Consider the following 21,517-nt stretch of genomic DNA (forward strand, 5'->3'; position numbering starts at 1 on the left):
TTCAAGACACTCATTATGAAGACACATGATTTACAACAGAGAGGTATCTCTTACGTTACCTTTACTTTCCTGTTGGCGCTGTATTTCGCTCTCGTCGTAAATATCCCTATTTATAAAGAACTGATCGGCATCTTTACACACTTAGATAATGTCAAGATTGGATTTATTATCACAATACCAATTTTCTTTCTTGCCGCGCTCAATTTCCTTTTTAATTTATTTAGTTGGCCTTGGATCGGCAAGCCGTTCTTTATAATTTTAATCATTGTTTCAAGTATGGTGAGCTACGCAAGCTATAACTATGGCACACTTTTCGATTCTGGAATGATTGCCAATATTGTTGAAACCGATTCGAGCGAGGCGAGTTCTTACCTGAGTGCTCACTCTGTAATTTGGACGCTGATTATGGGAGTTATCCCAGCGATGATTGTCTTTAAGGTCAAGCTGCAATCTCAACGTCACCAATTACTGTACTTCTCTGTTACCAAATTAGTATCGATGCTGTCGTCGCTAGCTGTCATCGCCGTCATTGCCAGCGTGTACTATCAAGACTACGCATCTGTAGGGCGCAACAATAGCCACCTAAAAAAAATCATCATACCCACCCAGTTCGTTTACAGCGCGACCGGGTATGTGAAGGAGAAATATTTCACCACGCCACAGCCATATCGAGAAATCGGCACAGATGCAAAGCAGTCAGATAGCGCCGTACAGCAAGCACAGCACAAACCAACACTACTGGTTTTTGTCGTAGGAGAAACCGCTCGAACGCAGAACTACCAACTCAATGGCTATACACGAGAGACAAACCCTTATACTAGTAAATTGGATGTTATCTCATTTCAAGACGTCGCATCTTGTGGCACCGCGACTGCTGTATCTGTGCCTTGTATGTTTTCACAGCTCACGCGAAACGAGTTTGAACGCACCAAAGCGGATAACCAGGACAATGCTCTCGATATAATGCAGCGCGCCGGGGTTGACCTCATTTGGAAAGAAAATGACGGTGGGGATAAAGAAGTAGCCCACAAGATCAAGAAAATCGAAGTGGATCGAAAGCAAGTAAGCCCTATGTGTAATGGCCAAACTTGTTACGACATGGCGCTATTAGATCATTTTGATCAGGAAGTCGCGGATATGCACGGTAACCGAGTGGTCGCCATGCACCTTATAGGAAGCCACGGTCCGACCTACTTTCAGCGTTACCCAAGAGACAACGCCTTCTTTAAACCAGACTGTCCACGTGCAGATATCGAAAACTGTAGCATCGAACAAATAGTGAACACATATGACAATACAATACGCTACACCGATCATGTATTGGCAGAAACCATCAAAAAACTTAAAGCGTTAGAGTCTGAGTATAATACCGCGCTAATTTATATATCGGATCACGGTGAGTCACTAGGCGAAAACGGATTGTTCTTACATGGTATGCCTTATGGCCTTGCACCAGATTTCCAAAAACGCGTTCCTTTGATTATGTGGCTGTCTTCGGGCTTTAAACAAGCGAAACAGATCAATACCGACTGTTTGTATAAACAAGCACAGAATGCAGGCCAATACTCACATGATAACGTGTTCCACTCTTTATTAGGCATTATGGATGTACAAACTCAAGCCTACGATAGCAAGTTAGATATATTCAAAGCCTGCCGAGCCGTTTCCTAAATCATTCAATAAAGCCTGGCTCAAAGTGTGAATCAGGCTTTTTCTAACAAGGTATTTAAACTCATCGCCGCGCCAAGCGTTATACTGACAGTCCGCGACCCATACATCGAGATAAGGACTAGGATGAAAATTGGTATTATTGGTCTAGGGGATATCGCTCAGAAAGCATACCTTCCTGTTATCACTCAGCTTCCAAATATCGAACTTGTATTTTGTACCCGCAACCCAAACACACTTGAGAGCCTGGCTAAGCAGTATCGAATCTCAGAGATCTGCCAAGACTACCAGCAACTTCTACACTTTGGCGTCGATGCCGTCATGATTCATGCGGCAACAAGCGTACACCCTCAAATAGCGGCATTTTTTCTGCAGCATGGAATTCCAACCTTTGTCGACAAACCATTAGCGAACAGTGCTGATGACGTGGAAAAGCTGTACGACATTGCCGAAAAAGAGAGACAGCCACTCTATGTGGGCTTTAACCGTCGTCACATTCCACTTTACAACCAACATATGCCACAAGTGCAGCAAGGCAACATATATGACTTAAAGTCGCTACGCTGGGAAAAGAACCGTCACCAACTACCGGGGGATGTTCGTACCTTTATATTTGATGATTTTATTCACCCATTAGACAGCGTTAACGTCACAGCCAAAGCCGATCTAAAAGATGCTTATGTAACTCATCAACTTGAAGGTGGTCAGTTGGCGCGTTTAGATATTCAGTGGCAACATGGAGATACTTTGCTCCACGCCTCGATGAATCGCCACTTCGGTATCACTACAGAGCGCGTTCAAGCTTGTTATGCAAACAAGGCAGTTGAGTTCGACTCCTTCGTTGAAGGCAAACTATGGCAAGCTAACCAAGAGCAAAAAATCAATTTGAAAGACTGGACGCCAATGCTGACGAGTAAAGGTTTCCATTCGATGTTGCTCGATTGGTTTGGCGTCGTTGAGTCTGGAAATATTGCTGATGAAGTAGTAACACGCAACATTGCCAGCCATCGATTGGCAGAGCAAATTTGTCAATATCTCGAGAAAGTTGTCTCTAGATAATGCGATTCTTGGCTATATGCTTGATTGAGTATTACGCTCTATACTAAAAAGACTTGCATTAAGGAAGGCATTCATTCTCTGTTAAGACTACGGCGATTATTCTATCAATCAGGTGAATGAGGGCACAAAAGCACACATTGACAAAACAGACGGTTTAGATTTGTTTTACGGTGCTCTCAGGTATCTGAATCATCACATTCAAGAATAAAGGAAATAGAATGAGAACACTTGGTAACATCATTTGGTTTGTATTTGGTGGCGTATTTATGGGGTTGCTATGGTGGTTTTTTGGTATTTTGGCCTTTATTAGCATCATCGGAATACCTTGGGGGCGTGCGTGTATCGTTATGGGTAATTTTTCCTTTTTCCCATTCGGTAAAGAGGCCATCTCACGCGATGAATTGACCAATGAAATGGACATTGGCACGAGTCCGCTCGGCGTTATTGGTAACGTCCTTTGGTTTGTGTTTGCAGGCCTTTGGTTAGCTATCGGTCACGTACTTTCTGCCGCAGCATGCTTTGTCACCATAATCGGCATTCCGTTTGCGCTCCAACACCTCAAGCTAGCGGTTATTTCACTCGCACCAATTGGTAAAACGGTTGTATCGTCAGAAGAAGCTGCAATGGCTCGATACAACATCAATCGTTAGCAAAAAGCTAATGCGCTTTCTATCCTCTGGGCAGTCATGCTCAGAGGGTAACGCCCGTCAAAAGTAAGCCTATAATCGCTATCGCATATTCAATAATGGCTGATTGTATATTCATACCGTCACCTTTACGTTGAAGTTTATCCTAGCTCAGCACTGCTTTACTTTTATAATTAATCAATACACCCAAGTGAGTTCAAGATGCTAGACTCATAGCGTCGTCACTGATTCAAACTCCAAGAACGACGTAACGAAAAAGCGAGCTATCCTATGCTCGAAATATGGGTTCTTTCCCCCTCGAAGTAGAGTTCAACAACAAAAAAGACGAACTATAAGCATAGCCAAAATTAATGCTTTTCGACCTAAAATATCTCACATCAATCAAAGAAAGCTTCTAAGATTTTCTCTTTTTGAGTAAATATAGACAGTTACAGTAGCGAAATTCTTCTCGGTAAAAATCCCCACTCAATCTCATGATCAGTTTTTTAAAAAAACAACAAAAATTCGTTGTTATCTAGAGTAATTATTTTATTTGTCGCAGAGCAATTCCATCAATATCATTTGCGACATCGGAGTGCTAGAGCATTGAAATTTTTAGCATTTATCACAGGTATAGAACGTAAAAAACCTTTTATTACTTATTTTTCTTTTTTACATATGTTCTAACTCAACGTCTATTCAGACAGGAATATACCGTGGATAAATATCAAGCAGCTTATGCTAAACGTCTAGAGAAACTAAATGGGGATCCATCTCCTAAAACGATAGCCCGCCTTTCGGCTTGGGATGCGTTTTTTAACAAGGAGTACGAGCTCCAAGACTTGGAATACCAGCTATCGGACGCTGCGCACCAGCACTATGAACAGTCGCATGCGAAGAGCGACATTAGCTTCAAAGAATTCAAACGAGCGTTCTATAATGAATCCATCAAAATTTACAATTTAACTGATGGCGCTTCTATCCAGAAAGTATTCACCCCATTACTTTTGCTTACAACGCTCTGGATAGTGTTTGTATGCCTATTTAACAAGTGATCATCAAACTATTCCAACAACGATCAGTATGGGACTACAGGTATGGCTCTATGTAAGGGGGCTAATTGGCTCGGTCTCCTTCACTAAATTAGCGACTCAATTACCCGCAATTCCATAGGCTAAAAGTGACAAGGGCATCCGTTGATGCCCTTTTATTCAAAGGAACGCAACCTAGACCTTTGGCCCACTTGGGTATAAAACCATTATGCGTTAAGCTGCATGCTATTATCCGATTGATAAAGAGTGGAGCGAAGTGATGGAAAAAGTAGGCTCTCGAGCATTGATTGTCGAAGGTGGAGCCATGCGAGGCGTATTTTCATGCGGCATACTCGATCATTTTCTTGCTAGCGAGTTCTCTCCATTTGATAGCTTTTGGGGAGTGTCTGCGGGTGCTAGCAACTTGGCTGCCTACTTAGCTAAAATGCCCGGACGTAACTTAAAAATCTACCTCGATTACAGCTTAAGAAAAGAATTTATCTCTCCATCTCAACTTCTACGTGGTGGTGATATGATGAACTTAGACTGGATGTGGAATGTCACCCTCGAAGAACTTGGCATCGATAAATCTGCGCTCAAAGCTGATTCACGACCTTTCTTTTTAGGCGTGACGCGTCAAGACAATGGGCAAGCGGAGTACCACCTTCCTGATATCGACGACTTGGCAGAAACAATGAAAGCCAGCAGCGCACTGCCTGTACTTTACCGAAATGGCGTATCACTGAACGGAATTCAATACGTTGATGGTGGCGTCTCAGACGCACTTCCTGTTGCAGAAGCAATAAAGCGAGGAGCCAAAAAGATTATGGTTTTACGCAGTCAGCCCGCAAGCTATCAAAAGCCAAGAGGAAAATTCAGCGCCCTAACTAGGAGGATGTTGAAAGAAACGCCCGGATTAATTGAACCTATGTTGACACGTGAAGTTCGCTACAATCAGACCTTAGCGCTGATCAACAACCCACCACCTGGTATCGAAATCATTCAAGTGTGTCCTCCTGAAACATTCAAGTTGAAACGGCTGAGTCGATCGCCAGCGCCACTGCGTCATGCTTATGAGTTAGGAATTGAAGCAGGAAAGGAAGCCATCATACGATGGAGTCATAAGTAGAAAAAAGCCACGTGGATTAAACGTGGCTAACGCAAATTCGATGGCAGTGGATTATCGTATTTGCTTCTGGTCGAGCCCAATATCCAGGCTCAAAACTGTTTTAATTTGCTCGCTAACTGAAAAAGCGAGTAGGCTGTCAAAACTAGTAAGTTTCAAACAACCCAGAGTTGTAGTCTTGGATGGCTTGTTCTATCTCTTCCATGCTATTCATGACAAAAGGGCCATAATGCACCACGGGTTCATTAATTGGCTCACCAATAAAGATCAGTGCACCACTCTCTTTTTCGGCCTGCAATTCAACCCATTCACCTTTCGATAAAATAGCCATTTCGCCTTGATTGATCTCACGACCTTTTAATTGAATACGACCTTTATAGATATAGAGCATCATGTTGTTGTCTTGCTCCGTGTTCAAATTCAAAGCTTGACCACCCATTGCTCTCCAATCGGCTACCGTGGCGACAACACCTGTCTCTGTTAGCGGCCCCTGAATTCGTTCGTTGTTTATAGTCATATGACCCGCAATCAAACGTACAACCCCCGTATTCGGAGTATCAAACTCAGTGATCGTTTCAGGTTGAAAGTCATGATATTGAGCTGGCTGCATCTTATTTTTCGCGGGCTGGTTAATCCAAATTTGGAAACCATGCAGTTCGCCTTCCTTCATAATAGGCATTTCGCTATGGATGACGCCTCTTCCTGCCGCCATCCACTGTGCACCACCGGAACGAAGCTCACCAACATTATCCATATGATCACGATGCTGGAAATGACCTTTCAACATATAAGTAAGCGTCTCAATACCGCGGTGCGGATGCGGAGGGAAACCGCCGATATAGTCAGCGCGGTCTTCTGATTTGAGTTCATCCATCATCAAAAATGGAGAAAAGCTAGCATGATTGAAACCCGCTACACGGCGAATTTTCACTCCATCACCATCAGCAGTAGGTTGCGCAGGAATAAGCTGACGAATTTCTCTGAATGTACTCATACTAGTTCTCCTAGTTTATCTTTGTGACCGCTTGCAAATCGCATGTTCAATCTATGGCTATCGATAAGGTTCTATTTTAGGTTGATGAGCTAAAATTATGAGCCATACTATTCGTTCTACTTATTCAACTTTTTCGAACAATACAATTTATCGAGTTAATAATGAGCACATTTAATTTATCTAAAATAAATGTAGCTATTTTCTAAACAAGGTGTATAGTGTGCCTTGGCTCTTAGAAGAGAGCTGTTAATGCAACATTTAGTTTAAGTTTCCTCTCAGTAAAATCTTGAATCCCCAATTCAGACACCTGCGTACAACTTCCTCTTGATTGAACATTCAATAGCTTAGAAAAGATCCACAAAACAAATCATAATTTTAATGTTTAATTCAAAGGTATTTTTATGTCTAAAGTAACTGGTTCAGTAAAATGGTTTAACGAAACTAAAGGCTTCGGTTTTCTATCTCAAGACAACGGCGGCCAAGATGTATTCGTACACTTTAACGCTATCGTTTCTGACGGTTTCAAAACACTGACTGAAGGTCAGAAAGTAAGCTTCAATGTAGAGCAAGGTAAAAAAGGTCCTCAAGCGACTGAAGTAACTCCTCTATAAGACTGCTTTTCTTGGTGTAGCATGCCCATGCTGCACCAAACCTCTCTCCTTCAAAAATATTCTTTCATCAATCACTCAGCCTAATTTTAGGCATTGCTTTGTGCTATCTAAAATAAACTGAATAGTACTGCTTAATTTATTATTTATAGGAAAAATCATGTCCTCAAAAAGAACTGGCCGTCAAAGGCATTGGTATCAATTACTTAACAAAGAGAAAATCACTAAAAAACAGGAGAATAAATGTTAGAAATTGAATTTAATTTAGAACAACCTCAAACCTCTTGGAACGCTAAAATACATCAATTAAATGGTGATATTTTACGAAGGCACGTATTACCGAAACTTCTTTCTCATAGCTTCATGATCGATTTTGAATATTGTGAGAAAACGCAATCTGGAACTATTCTCTGTGATTCAGGTTCAAAGTTAGGAAGTTTTACTGTTAACTGATTCAGTTTTCATGCATTAATGGATAATGCAACTAATTTGGAAGGTATCCAATGGCTAGAAAAAGTAAGAAGCAGTCAGAAAAAGACAAAAAAGAGTCTGAACAAAACGCGGCGGCGGTAAAGCAGAAAACTCGACGCCGCATAGAAGACATTATGGAACAAAGAGAATTTGATAAGTTATTCGATCTATAAATGCTCTCTAGTGCTTTCTCTGCCTTTATCGTTGTGCAAGGTACCGCCACCTACCTTTGCTCAAACGAATCTCCACTCTTTTAGACTACTCTTCTAATTACACGTGCCTCTCACACACGCAAAAACAACTGGCTCCTCTATACTCAAGTGACTTGCAAATAGTCGTTTCGCTCACAGGAAAACCCGTGACTAATGACAGTTAGGTTATTTGCGTATAGCCAAAGCGATATTTTTGCGTATAATCCCTCTCGTTTGCTTCGTATAACCCCAATGATATGGTTTGGGGGTCTCTACCAGTTCCCGCAAAGTGCTGATTACGAAGAGTTGAGATCATCGTGGGTCTTACTCTTTGTGATAGCGTTCGATTTATTTCTATCTATACCTATTCTTAGAGTAACTGCATCCACAATACACATAAGGTGGAATATGAACGCATTTATTCAAGGTCTTCCAAAAGTAGAGCTGCACTTACATATCGAAGGTTCACTTGAGCCGGAACTCTTATTCAAATTAGCAAAACGAAACGGCATCGAGATCCCTTACTCTTCTCCGAGTGAACTACGCAGCGCATATCAGTTTACAGACTTACAATCATTTCTCGACCTCTATTACCAAGGAGCGGGAGTTCTGCGTACGGAGCAAGATTTTTACGATCTCACTTGGGAATACTTACTGCACTGTAAAGAAGACAACGTTATTCATACCGAAATCTTTTTTGACCCTCAAACACACACAGAACGCGGCATAGACTTTGACACTGTTATCAATGGAATCGCTCGTGCGCTAAAAGATGGTCACGAAAAACTTGGCATTACCTCGCAAATTATTGCGTGTTTTCTCCGTCACCTTTCAGAAGAGAGCGCCATAGAGACCCTACAGGCTATTCTGAAACACCGTGATAAGATCATTGGTGTTGGGCTAGATTCTTCAGAACAAGGTCATCCGCCAGCTAAATTCAAGCGCGTATTTAAACAAGCAGTAGAAGAAGGCTTACTTACCGTTGCTCACGCAGGTGAAGAAGGCCCCGCACAAAATATTAGCGATGCCATTGAAATGCTTTACGTGAGCCGCGTGGATCACGGTGTTCGCTGTGTTGATGATGAAGCATTAGTTGAATCCTTAATCGAAAGCCAAATGCCACTGACAGTGTGTCCGTTATCGAATCTTAAGCTATGTGTATTCGACGATATGAAAGATCACAATATTGTGGATTTGCTACGAAAAGGTGTCGCCGTAACGATTAACTCAGACGATCCTGTGTACTTTGGTGGCTACATGACGGATAACTTTCTGGCCGTCAACAACGCACATCCAATGAGTAAGAGTGAACTTGCCCAATTTACAATGAACGCGATTGATGCCAGCTTTATCGATAACGAGTTAAAGGCGAAATATCGTCACCTTGTTAGCCAATACGTAAACCAGCACGAAGCGTTGCAATAAAGGCATCAGTACCACGCCTTAGGTCAAACGCGTAGGTATTAAAACCCTACAAAGACTCTGTGGTTAACCGCATTTATAAACGCTAGACTGAGAAAGCTAAACTAGCACACAAAAAGGAATAGAATCATGATTCAACAAGGCCAAGCTCTACCAGTTGCAACTCTAAGTGAGTTGACGGCCGATGGTATGGTTAACCACGACGTTACAGAACTGTTTGCGAACAAGAAAGTCGTACTCTTTGCTGTACCTGGCGCATTCACCCCTACCTGTTCAGAAGCTCATCTACCAGGCTATGTAGTATTAGCTGATGAGCTAAAGGCAAAAGGTGTTGATTTAATTGCGTGCGTTTCTGTAAACGATGCATTTGTGATGCAAGCGTGGGGCGAAGCTCAAAACGCTTCTGAGATTCTGATGTTGGGTGATGGCGACGCTAGCTTTACTAAAGCATTGGGTCTTGAAATGGATACAGGCGGCTTTGGTGGTATTCGCTCACAACGTTACGCGATGGTCATTGAAAACGGCACAGTGACTAAGCTTAACGTTGAAGAGCCAAAAGAGTTTGAAGCAAGCAAAGCAGAAACGATTTTAGCGGCGCTTTAAGCTTACTCCTAAATACAAAAACGGAAGCCATCGCTTCCGTTTTTTGTTGGCTAACGCATTCTCACAACACTCGTTTGTTGCTTACGCTGCATTTCCGCAAAAGTCAGCACAAACGGGGATGACTGCTTTACACGGCTTGGTAATGAAGAAAGCGCATTGTAGGCATCCTGTTTCGTTTTAAAATCACCAACAGTTACCGTATACCAACGCGTGCCTCGGCTGTTTTTCCAGTTAACCCAAACCGGATGCTTAGGATCGATATAGCGAATATAATCTTTCACATCTTTTTCTTGCTTTAGCGCGAGTACCTGCATTGTGTAATGGTTTGGGTTTAAATAACCATATGCATCCTGAGAGGTCATGACTCCAACACATTGGCCGCTATCGACCTCCTGCTGGTAAGGCATAGCGCAGCCCATGAGCGATAAAATCAATGTCAAAGATAAAATCTTGTGCACGTGTCACTCCATTCTTGTTCTAGTTTCTTTTCTCTCGCACCCAAAAACACAAAACGCTCTTGGTCAGGTAAAAACACACCCTTACAAGAAGGCCTGCGTTTTAACGCAACGAGTATTCCAAAAACGTAAGGCGACCACGTTGGTCGCCTTAGTAAATTGATTTAATAGAACATTAACAAGATAGAGTGATATAGACAGAAGTTCGCTACTGTTTAGAACCAGCTAGCGACCAATTGTTTAAACCAGTCTAAAATTCGCTTGAATAAACTGCCTTCCTCCACGGACTCCAATGCAACGAGCTCGGCTTCATTTACGACCTTACCGTCGACTTTGTAAAGCACTTTACCAACCACTTGTTGCTCAGAAATTGGCGCAACTAAATCACCGTTGTATTCAACTTCCGCTTGCAACTTTTTTACATCTCCTTTTGGCAAAGTGAGATAAACATCGTTAGCTACGCCGACAGTAAGCTCGTCTTTTTCGCCCATCCAAACTCGAGCTTTCGCAAGTTCCGCACCCGCCTCAGTCGGCATTACCGTATCGTAAAAGCGGAAGCCATAACTTAACAGCTGCTTGCTTTCTGATTCACGAACATTCTCGCTCTTCGCTCCCATCACTACAGCAATCAGACGCATATCACCTTGTGTTGCAGAAGTCGCTAGACTATAACCCGCACCGCTTGTATATCCAGTTTTCATGCCATCGACATTCATACTACGATCACGAAGCAAGCCATTACGGTTGTATTGAGTGATGCCATTGTAAGTAAAAGAGGTTTCGCTATACAGCGGATAGATATCAGGTAAGTCACGAATAATCGCTTGGCCCAACTTGGCAATATCATAAGGTGTCGAATATAAACCGTCACTGTCTAGGCCGTGAGGGTTGGTGAATGCCGTGTTAGACAATTCAAGCTTGGCGGCCCAACTATTCATCAAACTCACAAACCCTGATTCACTTCCCGCAACATGCTCAGCAATAGCGACACTGGCATCGTTACCAGATTGAACAATCAGACCACGGTATAAGTCAGACAAAGAAACGGAAGTATTGACTTCAATAAACATTTTTGAAGAATCTGGGAAATTTTTTGCCCAAGCATTTCGGCTGATGACAACCTCATCATTCAACGTAATATTGCCTGTATTAATTTCTTGACCAGCTACATAAGCAGTCATCAACTTCGTTAAACTCGCGGGGTTTAAACGTTTGTAGGCATCACGTTCAACCAGTACTTTCCCCGTATGGAAGTCCATCAAAACATAACCACGAGAACTGAGTTCCGGCGCATTTGGCACAACTGAAGGCGCAGCATAAGCCAACGAGGATACAGCAGCGAACCCTGTAATTAACACTGTGTGTAATATAGTACTTTTTCTCATCATGACATCTTATCTTAGTAGCATTTAAGGCTTACAAACGGTACCCGAATGAATTCAAAGCGCGGGATTACCTAGTTAAAAAACGAGTATATTGAAACGGCGCTCAGTTACAGCCACCTTGTTACGATTGGTTACTTTTACTCAATGTTTGTCGAAAATAATGAGAGGTAGGTAGAGCTTTCGTCTTGAAGAATGAAACAGGAGCGAAAATAATTCCGTAACGCTATGTTTTTTTAGAGGGGAGAAAAAGCGCGCAAGCCAATTCAGGGAGTAAGTTGGTATAGGAAAAGTAGTTGAGCTTTTATCCATATCTAAATAGGAAACAACAAAAACAATCAACAATAAGCCCAGCTAATTATTTACCAAGAAAACATGTTAAAAACGCATCATAAAATCGTAATTAATTATCGATAAATTTAAAAACCTAATATTATAATTTATGCAAATTTCATTTATTATTAAACTGGAGAAAAATACAGCTTTCCTTTTTTAAAACTAAGAGACGATTTTTTCGATGTTTTTAGGTTTATCTCATCAGAGAACTTGGTATAACAGTGAGGAATAAGGCATCCGGACTTAGCGCGAAAGGATAACCCACTGTTATTTAAGTTCACACGCTGCTTTTTAATGACTAGAGACTTTAAACTGCGGTTACCTTCGGTTTGTGCGGCTATTCTTTGACGTATCCCAACCCAGTACGACTCAAACGACGACATCATACATATCCTCTTTCATGATATAAGCATTAATAATTAAACATCGCTAAAAGCTAAGCTTGTCTTAAATAAAAGTACTAGAAATTGATTTTATTTCTTCAAAACAAATCAACCCGCATATTCCACATAAATTTAGTGGTTATGTCAAATATTAATTATCATTAATTTAATTTATAATGGATATAAAATCAGTTTATAATTTTTAAATAATTTAATTATTAGAAAGCAGTATGACCAGTCCATATTTAACATGGAAATATGAGCTTTGTTTTGCATCATAATATATAAATACATTAAAGATTCATCTACGAACTAAATGCTCTTCAAGAGGTGATATAAATTAGCATTTCGAGACTAAATGAGAATAAAAATAGCGCACCGTATATGGTGCGCTATAGATTTGATTAAGGTCACTGTATAAGCATAGATAAAACTAAACTCATTTGACGTAGCTAGGCCAAGATTGCTTATGGTTTAAGTTTCAATACTTTATCAATATCTTCTGCGCTGTGGCGCTCAGGTAACTGCTCCCATTCTTCACCCCATGAACGGTTCACAATTCGACCACGTTTTACCGCTTCACGCTCATCAATTACTTTTGCCCAACGCACAACGTTTTTGTAGCTTTCTACGTCTAAGAATTCAGCCGCATCGTAAGCACGACCCAACACAAGGTTGCCATACCATGGCCATGTTGCGATATCAGCGATGCTGTACTCATCGCCACCTAGGAATTCATTGTTCGCAAGACGCTTGTCTAATACATCTAACTGACGTTTTGCTTCCATTGTAAAGCGGTTGATTGGGTACTCGAACTTCTCTGGTGCGTACGCGTAGAAGTGACCAAAACCACCGCCTAGGTATGGCGCAGAACCTTGCAGCCAGAATAACCAGTTCATTACCTCAGCACGCTTAGCGCCTTCTTTTGGTAAGAAATGATCAAATTTCTCTGCTAGATAAAACAAGATGTTGCCAGATTCAAACACGTTCACTGGCTCAGAACCCGAACGGTCAACCAATGCCGGAATTTTTGAGTTTGGGTTAACAGCTACAAAGCCAGAGCCAAACTGGTCACCATCGCCAATCTTAATCAGGTATGCATCGTATTCTGCTGCCGTTACGCCAGCCGCCAAAAGCTCTTCAAACATGATCGTCACTTTCTGACCATTTGGGGTACCCATTGAGTAAAGTTGGAATGGGTGCTCACCAATTGGAAGCTCTTGCTCATGACGTGCGCCAGAATCCGGACGGTTGATGCTCGCCCACTGACCGCCGTTTTCATTATCGTTTGTCCAAACTTTTGGTGGAATGTATTCGTTAGCCATTGTTTTCCCTTATTGTGTTTGAATGCATCTTCAAACTGACGGGTCTTACGCGCCAGCAAGCATTATTAACATCACCTCTTCGCCAACTGCGATTAGGCATACTCAAGATATTAGGTCGAATTCGCTAAATAAAAGTCCTGCAATCTCTTTTAGTTAGAACCTTTGGTTATGGGATTTTCTTTCACGCTATAAGTAAAAACGTCGCGGTAATGTGAACTAGGTTCGAGATGCCAACGATGAGTAAGCGACACTCTGCTGCGCACCTCTATTTGGGGATTTAGAACAACCGCTAAACTTCAAAGTCACCAAGAATGAAGTTGTTCTGGATACCTTAGTTCAAACCACTTACGTGCGTGATAGGCAGTTAAGTTAGATAGTTAGAAAGAAAAACGCCCTTCACTAAATCAATGAAGGGTGTTTTAATGTATTCGAAACCGTTACTTAGCTGATTCAAACAAACCAGTTATACCTTTCAAAGGGAAAAGCCTTGCTTGTTCCAACCCTATCAACGTTACTTTACTAAGATCATCAATAAAGAAACGACTGGTCATCGTGTGTTTGCCACCATTAATGAAAATCTCGATGACAGAATTGTCGATATATATATCAATCGTCTGCTTAGCGTCCAATCTTGGTGCTTTTCGAATGCTACCAAATTCTTCTGCGTACAAATGAGACATGTAACGACGGTCCAGCATAAACTCGTGCTCTGTCGCACTAAAGACGATGTTGTCACCTTTGAGGTTACTCAGCTCAAGTTCAAAGCCATCGCCCTCAAGGTCTAATTGGATCAAACAATTGGTGCTTTCCAGTGTATGGGATTGTGCAAAGACCACCTCTTCTTTTCTCAAACTCTTCAGCTCAGGGAGTGGAGTTTGAACAAGAAAACCATCTTTCAACGTTAGTTCTCTAGGAAGAGACAACATTCCTGCCCACTGGTGTGTGACCGATGGCGTGTCGATTTCTGGCAACCCTATCCATGCAATAAGAATGCGACGCCCATTCTCATCTAAATAGGTTTGTGGGGCGTAGAAATCAAACCCATAATCTGGCTGTAAAATATCTTGGTGTTTTTCTAAAGTCATCGACTCCAGGTTCAACTGATCACCCACGATATACGCGACAGAATAGATGTTTTTAAAATCATAAGGATTACTACTGCTCACACCCTGTGGAGAAAACAGCATCACCGATTGACCATTAATCTCAAAGAAATCTGGACACTCCCACATGTACCCAAGGTCAGAAAACTTGGTCTTGATAGGGCCTTTATGCTGCCACGTTTTCAAATCTTTGCTTTGATAGAGCACCATAGAACCATGCTCGGTTTTGGTTTGAGCACCCACCACCATCAAATAGTCGTCGCCTTTCTTCCAAACTTTTGGATCACGAAAGTGCTCCGTGTAATGTTCGTTCTCAATGACTACACCGTGCTTTTCAATGTTGCCGTCTGAATCCATGGTGGCAAAGCACTGTGTTGGGATTCGATTCCAGTTTTGGTCACGCTTGTTGCCAGTAAAAAACAGCAAAGCCTTGTTGTTTTCCACCAAAGCGCCGCCCGAATAGACACCATGTGAATCGTAGTCTTGGTCAGGATGAAGACCAACACCATGATCAGTAAAATGGATGAAGTCTTTAGTAGAAAGGTGATACCAATACTTCATTCCATGGACTGGTCCCACAGGCGTCCACTGGTAAAAGATGTGGTGCTCACCATTGAAATAGCACAACCCATTTGGGTCATTTAACAGCCCAAATCTAGGGGCGATATGAAAACTAGGAAAGCCTTTATCTTGCTGACGTGAAAGTGTCATTTCTTCGATATCACACTGAGGGATTTGCTCAAGGCGGCGATATCTTTGCTCTACAGTCCAACGGTTGTTTAAGCTCATAATTTTTCTCAACTGAAATTGGATCTGAAGATCATTGCCCAATAAATTGCAGCAATTCTGTCTGGGTCGGAAGCGCGGTCATTGCGCCTTTTTGCGTCGTCGCTAATGCACCACAGCCATTTGCCCATTGAATCGCAGAGCTAACAACACGATGATTTTTCCAATCGTCATGCTGAGACAGACATGCCAATAGCCCTCCGACAAAAGCATCACCCGCACCTGTGGTATCAATCGGACTAACGACTTGACCAGTGATCAGCTCACTCTGGCTTTCAAAGACACGCCAAACGCCTTTCGCACCTTGTGTCACCAAGACCAACGCAATATTCAAAGCGGCTATTTGTTGTAAACCCTGTGCCATCGAAGTTGAGTCAGTTAAGAACAAAAGCTCTTCTTCAGAGAACTTAACCACGTCAGCCATCGCTACAGCCTTCATCACGACAGCTTGGATTTCTGATTGATCTTGCCACACTTCATCGCGCAAGTTAGGGTCAAAGCTAATGAAACCACCAGCGGCTTTTGCTCTTTTGATCGCCTCAAATGTGCTGCTTCTACTTGGCTCATTTGCCAGTGAAATCGAGCAAACATGCAGCCAGTCACCTTGCTTAAAGTTTGGGATATCTTCAACAGACATAAACTGATCAGCGCTCGGTTTTACCATAAACGTAAAGCTGCGCTCACCTTGATCGTCTAAATCCACCACCACTGTTGATGTTCTTTGCTCAGGATCTTTAACGAGAAACTCCGTGCACACGCCCTCTTGATCCAGCGTTGATTGCATGAAGCGACCAAATGGGTCATCACCCACACGTCCAAAAAACGCACTCTTACCAGATAGACGAGCAATTGCTACGGCGACATTCGCTGGTGCACCACCGGGACATTTGAGTAAAGAAGTCTCAGACTCCGGTATTAGATCGACAACAGCATCACCAGTTACCCACACTTGATTCATCTTGCTTACCTTAAAATTAAAGCCCTGATAGTCCAACGTGTTGAACACATTCACTACCAAGTAAAAATTGAAAAAGGCTAGCCAAGCCATTAGTGCTTGGCTAGCACCCCAAACATTTAGGAAAAGAAGTGGATTTTGGGGGACTCCACCCTTAAGGAGTTCAGATTAAGCCGCTGCTTTTTTACCGACTTTAGCGCGGTCACGCATACCAAGAACAATGGTGAGAACAAATGCGGTCAAGAACGCGATCACCATACCCGCGATGTAGTACCCAATCTTATCTGGCGTGATGGAAATGATGCCTGGAAGACCAGCTGCACCCAATGCCTGAGCTTTCACATTAAACATTGTGATGAACGCACTTGATAACGCCGCAGCGCAAACTGCCGCAATAAATGGGTAACGTAGTTTTAAGTTAACACCAAACATGGCTGGTTCTGTAATACCCAGCAAACCCGTGACACCCGATGGAATCGCAATACCTTTCATCTTCTTATCTTTGCTCATCACGCCCACCGCCAACGCTGCCGCTCCTTGAGAAACGTTAGACATCGCCGCAATAGGAAAGATAAAGGTGCCGCCCGTCGTCGCAATATCCGCAAGAAGTTGCGTTTCAATCGCAATGAAGCTGTGGTGCATACCAGTAATAACAAATGGAGCATAGATAAGACCAAATACCGCACCACCAACAAAGCCAGCTGTGTTGTATAGCCAGTTCAGACCATCACCCAATAGGAAACCGATATCACGCGTGAACGGACCGACGACAGTAAACGTCAGCAAACCCGCTATGAAAATCGCCAGTAATGGCGTTAAAAGGTTGTCTAAAACAGAAGGTATGACTTTACGTAAGCCTAGCTCAACCTTCGCAAGAATGAATGCCGATACCAAAACCGGTAACACTGAACCTTGGTAACCCACTTTTTGAATTTCAAAGCCAAGAATATTCCAAACCGGAATGTTGCCAGATACCGCAGCCCCCCCGAAGCCCCACCCGTTAAGTAATTCTGGGTGGACCATCAACATACCTAACGCCGCCCCTAAATATGGGTTACCGCCAAACTTCTTACTGGCTGAAAATGCCAGCAGAATAGGCAGGTAAACAAACGGAGCGTTCGCAAACGTGTTGATCATGTTCGCCAAGTCTGTCAGTCCTGGGTTGGCATCAATCAAAGATTTGCCATCAATAAACAAGCCTTGGGCAGTCAGTAGGTTGTAAATACCCATCAACAAACCGCCAGCGACGATTGCTGGAATGATTGGGACGAAAATATCAGACAGCCCCTTCACTGCGCGCTGAACGATGTTTTGTTTCTCTGCGCCAGCAGACGCAACGTCGTTGGTGGACATTTCACTCATACCCGTCAACTTCGCCATTTCTGCATAAACTTGGTTTACGATGCCTGATCCAAAAATGATTTGGTACTGACCCGCAACTTTGAACTGCCCTTTTACCCCTTCAAGGTTATCAATCGCTTGTTCATCTATTTTTTGCTCATCTGCAACGGCAAGGCGTAAGCGTGTCGCACAATGTGCAAGTGCGGTGATGTTGCTTTTACCACCTAATAGAGTTAACAACTCTTTTGCTACTGCCGGATAATTCATTTCATACCCCATTGGATTATTATCTGAGCTTGCGAAATTTTCGGGAACGTTTGCAAAACGGATTTTTGCTCAATAAAACCAAATGATCAAAGATAAAGCAGAGAGAATGTGAGAATGATCGTCAAATTCTCTCCCTAACAGCAGTATAGGAGGTTAGAATCGCTACTTATCAAAGAGCTTTTCATCTTCTCTTTGCAAACAATCCCAAAAACGAAAAACAGAATGGATAGGAACAATGGCGAGTCTGCATGATGTCGCCCGTCTGGCTGGCGTATCAAAATCAACAGTGTCACGGGTTATAAACGATGAGTATGGCGTAAAAGAAGCGACAAAACAGAAAGTCCGCCAAGCAGTAGCTGAGTGTGGCTATGTTCCAAACCAAGTCGCTAAAGATCTAAAATCTCAAAAGACCAATCTGGTTGGTGTCATTGTTCCTCGGGTTTCCTCTCATGCCACATCCCAAGGCGTCGATGGATTAACCGAGGTCCTTGAAAAAGCGGGGAAACATGTTTTACTTGCTAGCACTCACCAAGTCCACGAAAAAGAACTAGAATATATTCAGATCTTTAACCAAAAACGGGTTGAAGGGATCATTCTTTACGCGACCCACCTCGATTCCAAGCTGGTAAAAGCAATTCAAAACTCAGCGGTCCCAGTTGTGCTCGTCGGTCAAGATGGTTCCATGTTTAATATTCCAAGCATCATTCATGATGACTCACGAGTAGGGTTTGAAGCGGGAAATAGACTGGTTGCAAAAGGTTGCCAAACCATGGGCTTTATTGGCGTACAAGGTGACGATATCGCGGTAGATAAGCAACGCTCTGAAGGGTTTGTTCAAGCGCTGCAACACCATGGTTTTGAGCTCGCCTTCCATGCTCGTGGTGACTTTACCATCGACTCTGGCTATTCATTGGCAAAACAACACTTAACAGAGAACCGTAAGCTAGATGGCTTGTTCTGTGCGACAGACCGTATTGCTATCGGTGCGATGAGAGCGATTCAAGAGATCGGGTTAACACCGGGTAAAGACGTTTTAGTGCTAGGAGTTGGTGATGATGAGCTCGCATCAGTGTGCACCCCAACCTTATCAACATTTAACTATGCATTTGATAAAGCAGGTGAAAATGGTGCGAAACTGTTGCTAGATAGAATTGCCAACAGAAGTTTTGAAATGAGTAAGATGGTGCTAACCTTCAAAACAATTGAGCGTCAGTCCTGTTAATGAAAAAGCGCCAACTGAAATCAGTTGGCGCTTTTCTTATTACTCTTTGTCGGTTAGAGCCCTTTAGAACCAAGTTTCCATTTGCAGTGCGAACAGAACTTCACCACCATCACCCATCGTTGCAGCGCCCGCATCCTGGCTAATCGAGTAGCCATTCAAGTCTTCGCTCCAATCAACGTAGCTAACAGCAAAACGTAGCTCCGGACGGTCAAAGAACCCTGCTGCGGTAGACATCTTAAGCGTTGGTGCAATTGTCGCTTTGTAAAAACTGCCACTTGCTTTATCAATCGCATTGTCTAGGTCCATGTATTGGTATGAGCCTTCATAAACCATCTCAAAGTTTTGCGTAAACTCTTGCGCTAAGCGGATGTTGAACGATGCCCACGTGAATTCATCATTTTTAGCAAAGCGATCTTGGCTTTGTTCTGCTAGCAACGCAGGTGCTACACGCCAATTGTCGCCGATGCGTGTTACACCATAGCTGAACAAGCGTACGGCTTTTGCGTCTTCTAACAAATCACCGTTTGAACCTATGCCTTTAAGTTCTGCCCCCAGTCCATCACCCATCAAAATACCAGTTTTAGAGAAGCCTTCACTCATGCCAAAGAAGGTATTGCCATGGTAGGCAAACATCGCATGTAAACCTTTGTCCGCTGCGCCTTCTGCGCGATTATTGTTATCAGCAGACGTCATGCCGCTCAGCATCAATTGCCAATTACCAAAGCGGTTGTCCATTGTCGAGATATAGTTTTCAACATCCGTTGACGAGCTATCAATCTCACCAAAATCACGACCATAGATCGAGAAGTTTGCTTTCCATGATTCGCTCATTTGGACGTCATACACACCAGCACCAGTGCCAGATAAGAAAACAATATCCGAGTCAAAGAAGTGAATGTCAAAGTTATCACGGTCAAATCGTTTACCAGCCCAAAACGTCGCGTCAGCAAACGCACTTGATTCAGAGAACATGCTCAACTTGTTTAGCTCAGCATATACCTGACGAACGTTTAATTGACTCTCGCTCGCCGTCCATTCGTTATTGGTTTCCGTACTATCTGCCAACATGATTCGGAACAATGCGCTGGAACCATCATCTGCAAAACGTTTGTGAATAAGGTTTGCTTCCACATAATGATCATCCTCTACCCCTAATCGCCCAACTGGAGCGCCAATAGCACCAGCTGCCGTCATGTAAGGACCAGTGCCCACTGCACCATTCAGATCGTCATTAATCAGTAGCCCGGAACGAGCGTAGCCATGAAACTCAAAGCTTGAGGCTTTCTCATTTGCTTCTGTGGATGCTTTTTCCGTCTTCTCAAGTCTCTGTTCTAATTCATTAATTCGCTTTTCAAGAGCGTCAACATCTGTTTCTGCGAATACAGGTGCAGTAACCAGTCCAAGCGCTACTGCCATCGTCAAAGTGTGTAGTTTCATTTCCATAGTCTCACGTAAATTTATACTTAGGCATATTGCAAACGTTCCCAAGAAAAATCGCAAACTTATGGTGACTTTAAATGTCCATCTAAAGCCTGAATTTGAGAGCGCTCAGACTCAGAGCGTCTCTACTACTTATATCAATGAGGGCGATAATATATAAACTTTTCGGGAACGTTACCGTTAAGAGGCCATTTTGTTACTTCTATCACGTTCAATTGTGTTACTTACAGAAAAATCATTAACCAGCGCACATTTGAGTTAATTGTTAGCCCTAAAGGAAGTAGTTTGAAGGTGACAGGCTACAAAGAAGGAGTTTAATGTTCATTTGAGAGAATACTCCCTCGCTTCCCTATGCTACTTGATGGTAACTCATCTCTATTTATTGATGAAAAGTAGCAGCTAAGGTTGAACGTAACTAAGAGCGAAGCGGATCTGGATACCTTGGTTCAAACGACATGAAAGGCAGTTAAGACGAGATAAACACCCTTCACTTTCTGTGAAGAGCGCTTTGTTGTTCTAATTCAAGCTAACGAAACACTTTTTTGGAAAGTTGAGTTATAGGCTTTACTAAATTAGCATTTAATGGATAATTATAGATGTTCTAAATCCTTTTGTCGGTTGACCAAATCAACCCACTCACTACATATTAGAAAGGAATCTCGACTTAATAGTTCTTCTCGGGCTTTCTCAGCTTCTCATTTTCATTACGCTTATTAAAACTGC

General features: G+C 42.6%; 19 protein-coding genes, 1 pseudogene and 1 riboswitch. Of the genes and pseudogenes, 12 read left to right on the plus strand and 8 right to left on the minus strand.

Annotated elements, in window-relative coordinates; genetic code table 11:
* Positions 1–15 precede the first annotated feature (15 nt).
* The 5 genes from R7E38_RS07470 (at position 16) to R7E38_RS07490 (ending at position 5,513) form a co-directional block, all read left to right on the plus strand.
* On the plus strand, positions 16–1,671 hold the full coding sequence (locus R7E38_RS07470; RefSeq protein WP_170890196.1) for a phosphoethanolamine transferase: 1,656 nt from the start codon (positions 16–18) through the stop codon (positions 1,669–1,671).
* Between the two features lie 123 nt (positions 1,672–1,794).
* Positions 1,795–2,727 carry a Gfo/Idh/MocA family protein gene (locus tag R7E38_RS07475; RefSeq protein WP_042522689.1) on the plus strand — a complete coding sequence of 311 codons (933 nt, stop codon included), beginning with the start codon at positions 1,795–1,797 and terminating at the stop codon, positions 2,725–2,727.
* Between the two features lie 218 nt (positions 2,728–2,945).
* Positions 2,946–3,377 (plus strand): YccF domain-containing protein, encoded by a 432-nt coding sequence (locus R7E38_RS07480; protein ID WP_005373685.1) that lies wholly within the window; start codon positions 2,946–2,948, stop codon positions 3,375–3,377.
* A 692-nt stretch (positions 3,378–4,069) separates the two neighbouring features.
* The gene (locus tag R7E38_RS07485; protein ID WP_017635147.1) at positions 4,070–4,408 is read left to right on the plus strand and encodes a hypothetical protein; all 339 of its coding nucleotides are present in this window, start codon (positions 4,070–4,072) and stop codon (positions 4,406–4,408) included.
* Between the two features lie 256 nt (positions 4,409–4,664).
* Positions 4,665–5,513: a patatin family protein gene (locus tag R7E38_RS07490; protein ID WP_238852361.1), complete on the plus strand. Its 849-nt coding sequence runs from the start codon at positions 4,665–4,667 to the stop codon at positions 5,511–5,513.
* 142 nt (positions 5,514–5,655) lie between these two features.
* On the opposite strand, the gene R7E38_RS07495 is transcribed toward R7E38_RS07490, so the two are convergent.
* Positions 5,656–6,504 (minus strand): pirin family protein, encoded by an 849-nt coding sequence (locus tag R7E38_RS07495; RefSeq protein WP_170896905.1) that lies wholly within the window; start codon positions 6,502–6,504, stop codon positions 5,656–5,658.
* Positions 6,505–6,905: 401 nt separating this feature from the next.
* Here R7E38_RS07495 and R7E38_RS07500 point away from each other — a divergent pair, with 401 nt between their 5' ends.
* The 5 genes from R7E38_RS07500 (at position 6,906) to R7E38_RS07520 (ending at position 9,799) form a co-directional block, all read left to right on the plus strand.
* A complete protein-coding gene (locus R7E38_RS07500) occupies positions 6,906–7,115 on the plus strand; it encodes a cold-shock protein (RefSeq protein WP_005373691.1) in 210 nt (69 codons plus the stop codon).
* Between the two features lie 240 nt (positions 7,116–7,355).
* Complete coding sequence (locus R7E38_RS07505; protein ID WP_005373692.1) at positions 7,356–7,565, plus strand: hypothetical protein; 210 nt, start codon at positions 7,356–7,358, stop codon at positions 7,563–7,565.
* A 50-nt stretch (positions 7,566–7,615) separates the two neighbouring features.
* Positions 7,616–7,756 (plus strand): PA3496 family putative envelope integrity protein, encoded by a 141-nt coding sequence (locus R7E38_RS07510; RefSeq protein WP_017633782.1) that lies wholly within the window; start codon positions 7,616–7,618, stop codon positions 7,754–7,756.
* 237 nt (positions 7,757–7,993) lie between these two features.
* Positions 7,994–8,093: riboswitch (purine riboswitch) on the plus strand.
* Positions 8,094–8,182: 89 nt separating this feature from the next.
* A complete protein-coding gene (locus R7E38_RS07515; RefSeq protein WP_017819853.1) occupies positions 8,183–9,199 on the plus strand; it encodes an adenosine deaminase in 1,017 nt (338 codons plus the stop codon).
* Positions 9,200–9,325: 126 nt separating this feature from the next.
* The gene (locus R7E38_RS07520) at positions 9,326–9,799 is read left to right on the plus strand and encodes a peroxiredoxin (RefSeq protein ID WP_054577743.1); all 474 of its coding nucleotides are present in this window, start codon (positions 9,326–9,328) and stop codon (positions 9,797–9,799) included.
* Between the two features lie 50 nt (positions 9,800–9,849).
* Here R7E38_RS07520 and R7E38_RS07525 read toward each other — a convergent pair whose 3' ends face one another.
* The 3 genes from R7E38_RS07525 to yghU all read right to left on the minus strand — a co-directional run bounded on the left by R7E38_RS07525 (position 9,850) and on the right by yghU (position 13,680).
* Positions 9,850–10,257: an SPOR domain-containing protein gene (locus R7E38_RS07525; RefSeq protein ID WP_005373701.1), complete on the minus strand. Its 408-nt coding sequence runs from the start codon at positions 10,255–10,257 to the stop codon at positions 9,850–9,852.
* Between the two features lie 212 nt (positions 10,258–10,469).
* Positions 10,470–11,639, minus strand: a complete 1,170-nt coding sequence (locus R7E38_RS07530; protein WP_318081740.1) for a D-alanyl-D-alanine carboxypeptidase family protein — start codon at positions 11,637–11,639, stop codon at positions 10,470–10,472.
* 1,183 nt (positions 11,640–12,822) lie between these two features.
* Positions 12,823–13,680, minus strand: coding sequence for a glutathione-dependent disulfide-bond oxidoreductase (gene yghU / locus R7E38_RS07535; protein WP_053349291.1), 858 nt, complete (start codon positions 13,678–13,680; stop codon positions 12,823–12,825).
* Between the two features lie 259 nt (positions 13,681–13,939).
* Here yghU and R7E38_RS07540 point away from each other — a divergent pair.
* Positions 13,940–14,053: pseudogene (locus tag R7E38_RS07540) on the plus strand (dihydrofolate reductase); the annotation flags it as partial.
* 64 nt (positions 14,054–14,117) lie between these two features.
* Here R7E38_RS07540 and R7E38_RS07545 read toward each other — a convergent pair.
* From R7E38_RS07545 to R7E38_RS07555, 3 genes are all read right to left on the minus strand, one after another.
* A complete protein-coding gene (locus R7E38_RS07545; protein WP_226083426.1) occupies positions 14,118–15,572 on the minus strand; it encodes a sucrose-6-phosphate hydrolase in 1,455 nt (484 codons plus the stop codon).
* Between the two features lie 31 nt (positions 15,573–15,603).
* On the minus strand, positions 15,604–16,527 hold the full coding sequence (locus R7E38_RS07550; RefSeq protein WP_226083424.1) for an aminoimidazole riboside kinase: 924 nt from the start codon (positions 16,525–16,527) through the stop codon (positions 15,604–15,606).
* Between the two features lie 165 nt (positions 16,528–16,692).
* Positions 16,693–18,132 (minus strand): sucrose-specific PTS transporter subunit IIBC, encoded by a 1,440-nt coding sequence (locus R7E38_RS07555; RefSeq protein WP_226083422.1) that lies wholly within the window; start codon positions 18,130–18,132, stop codon positions 16,693–16,695.
* A gap of 235 nt (positions 18,133–18,367) precedes the next feature.
* Here R7E38_RS07555 and R7E38_RS07560 point away from each other — a divergent pair, with 235 nt between their 5' ends.
* Complete coding sequence (locus R7E38_RS07560) at positions 18,368–19,354, plus strand: LacI family DNA-binding transcriptional regulator (protein ID WP_045546242.1); 987 nt, start codon at positions 18,368–18,370, stop codon at positions 19,352–19,354.
* A gap of 63 nt (positions 19,355–19,417) precedes the next feature.
* Here the strand turns inward: R7E38_RS07560 and R7E38_RS07565 are convergent, their stop codons facing one another.
* Positions 19,418–20,791: a carbohydrate porin gene (locus tag R7E38_RS07565; protein WP_226083446.1), complete on the minus strand. Its 1,374-nt coding sequence runs from the start codon at positions 20,789–20,791 to the stop codon at positions 19,418–19,420.
* Positions 20,792–21,517: the final 726 nt, after the last annotated feature.

The organism is Vibrio sp. Vb2131 (assembly GCF_033338535.1).
Lineage (GTDB): Bacteria > Pseudomonadota > Gammaproteobacteria > Enterobacterales > Vibrionaceae > Vibrio > Vibrio alginolyticus.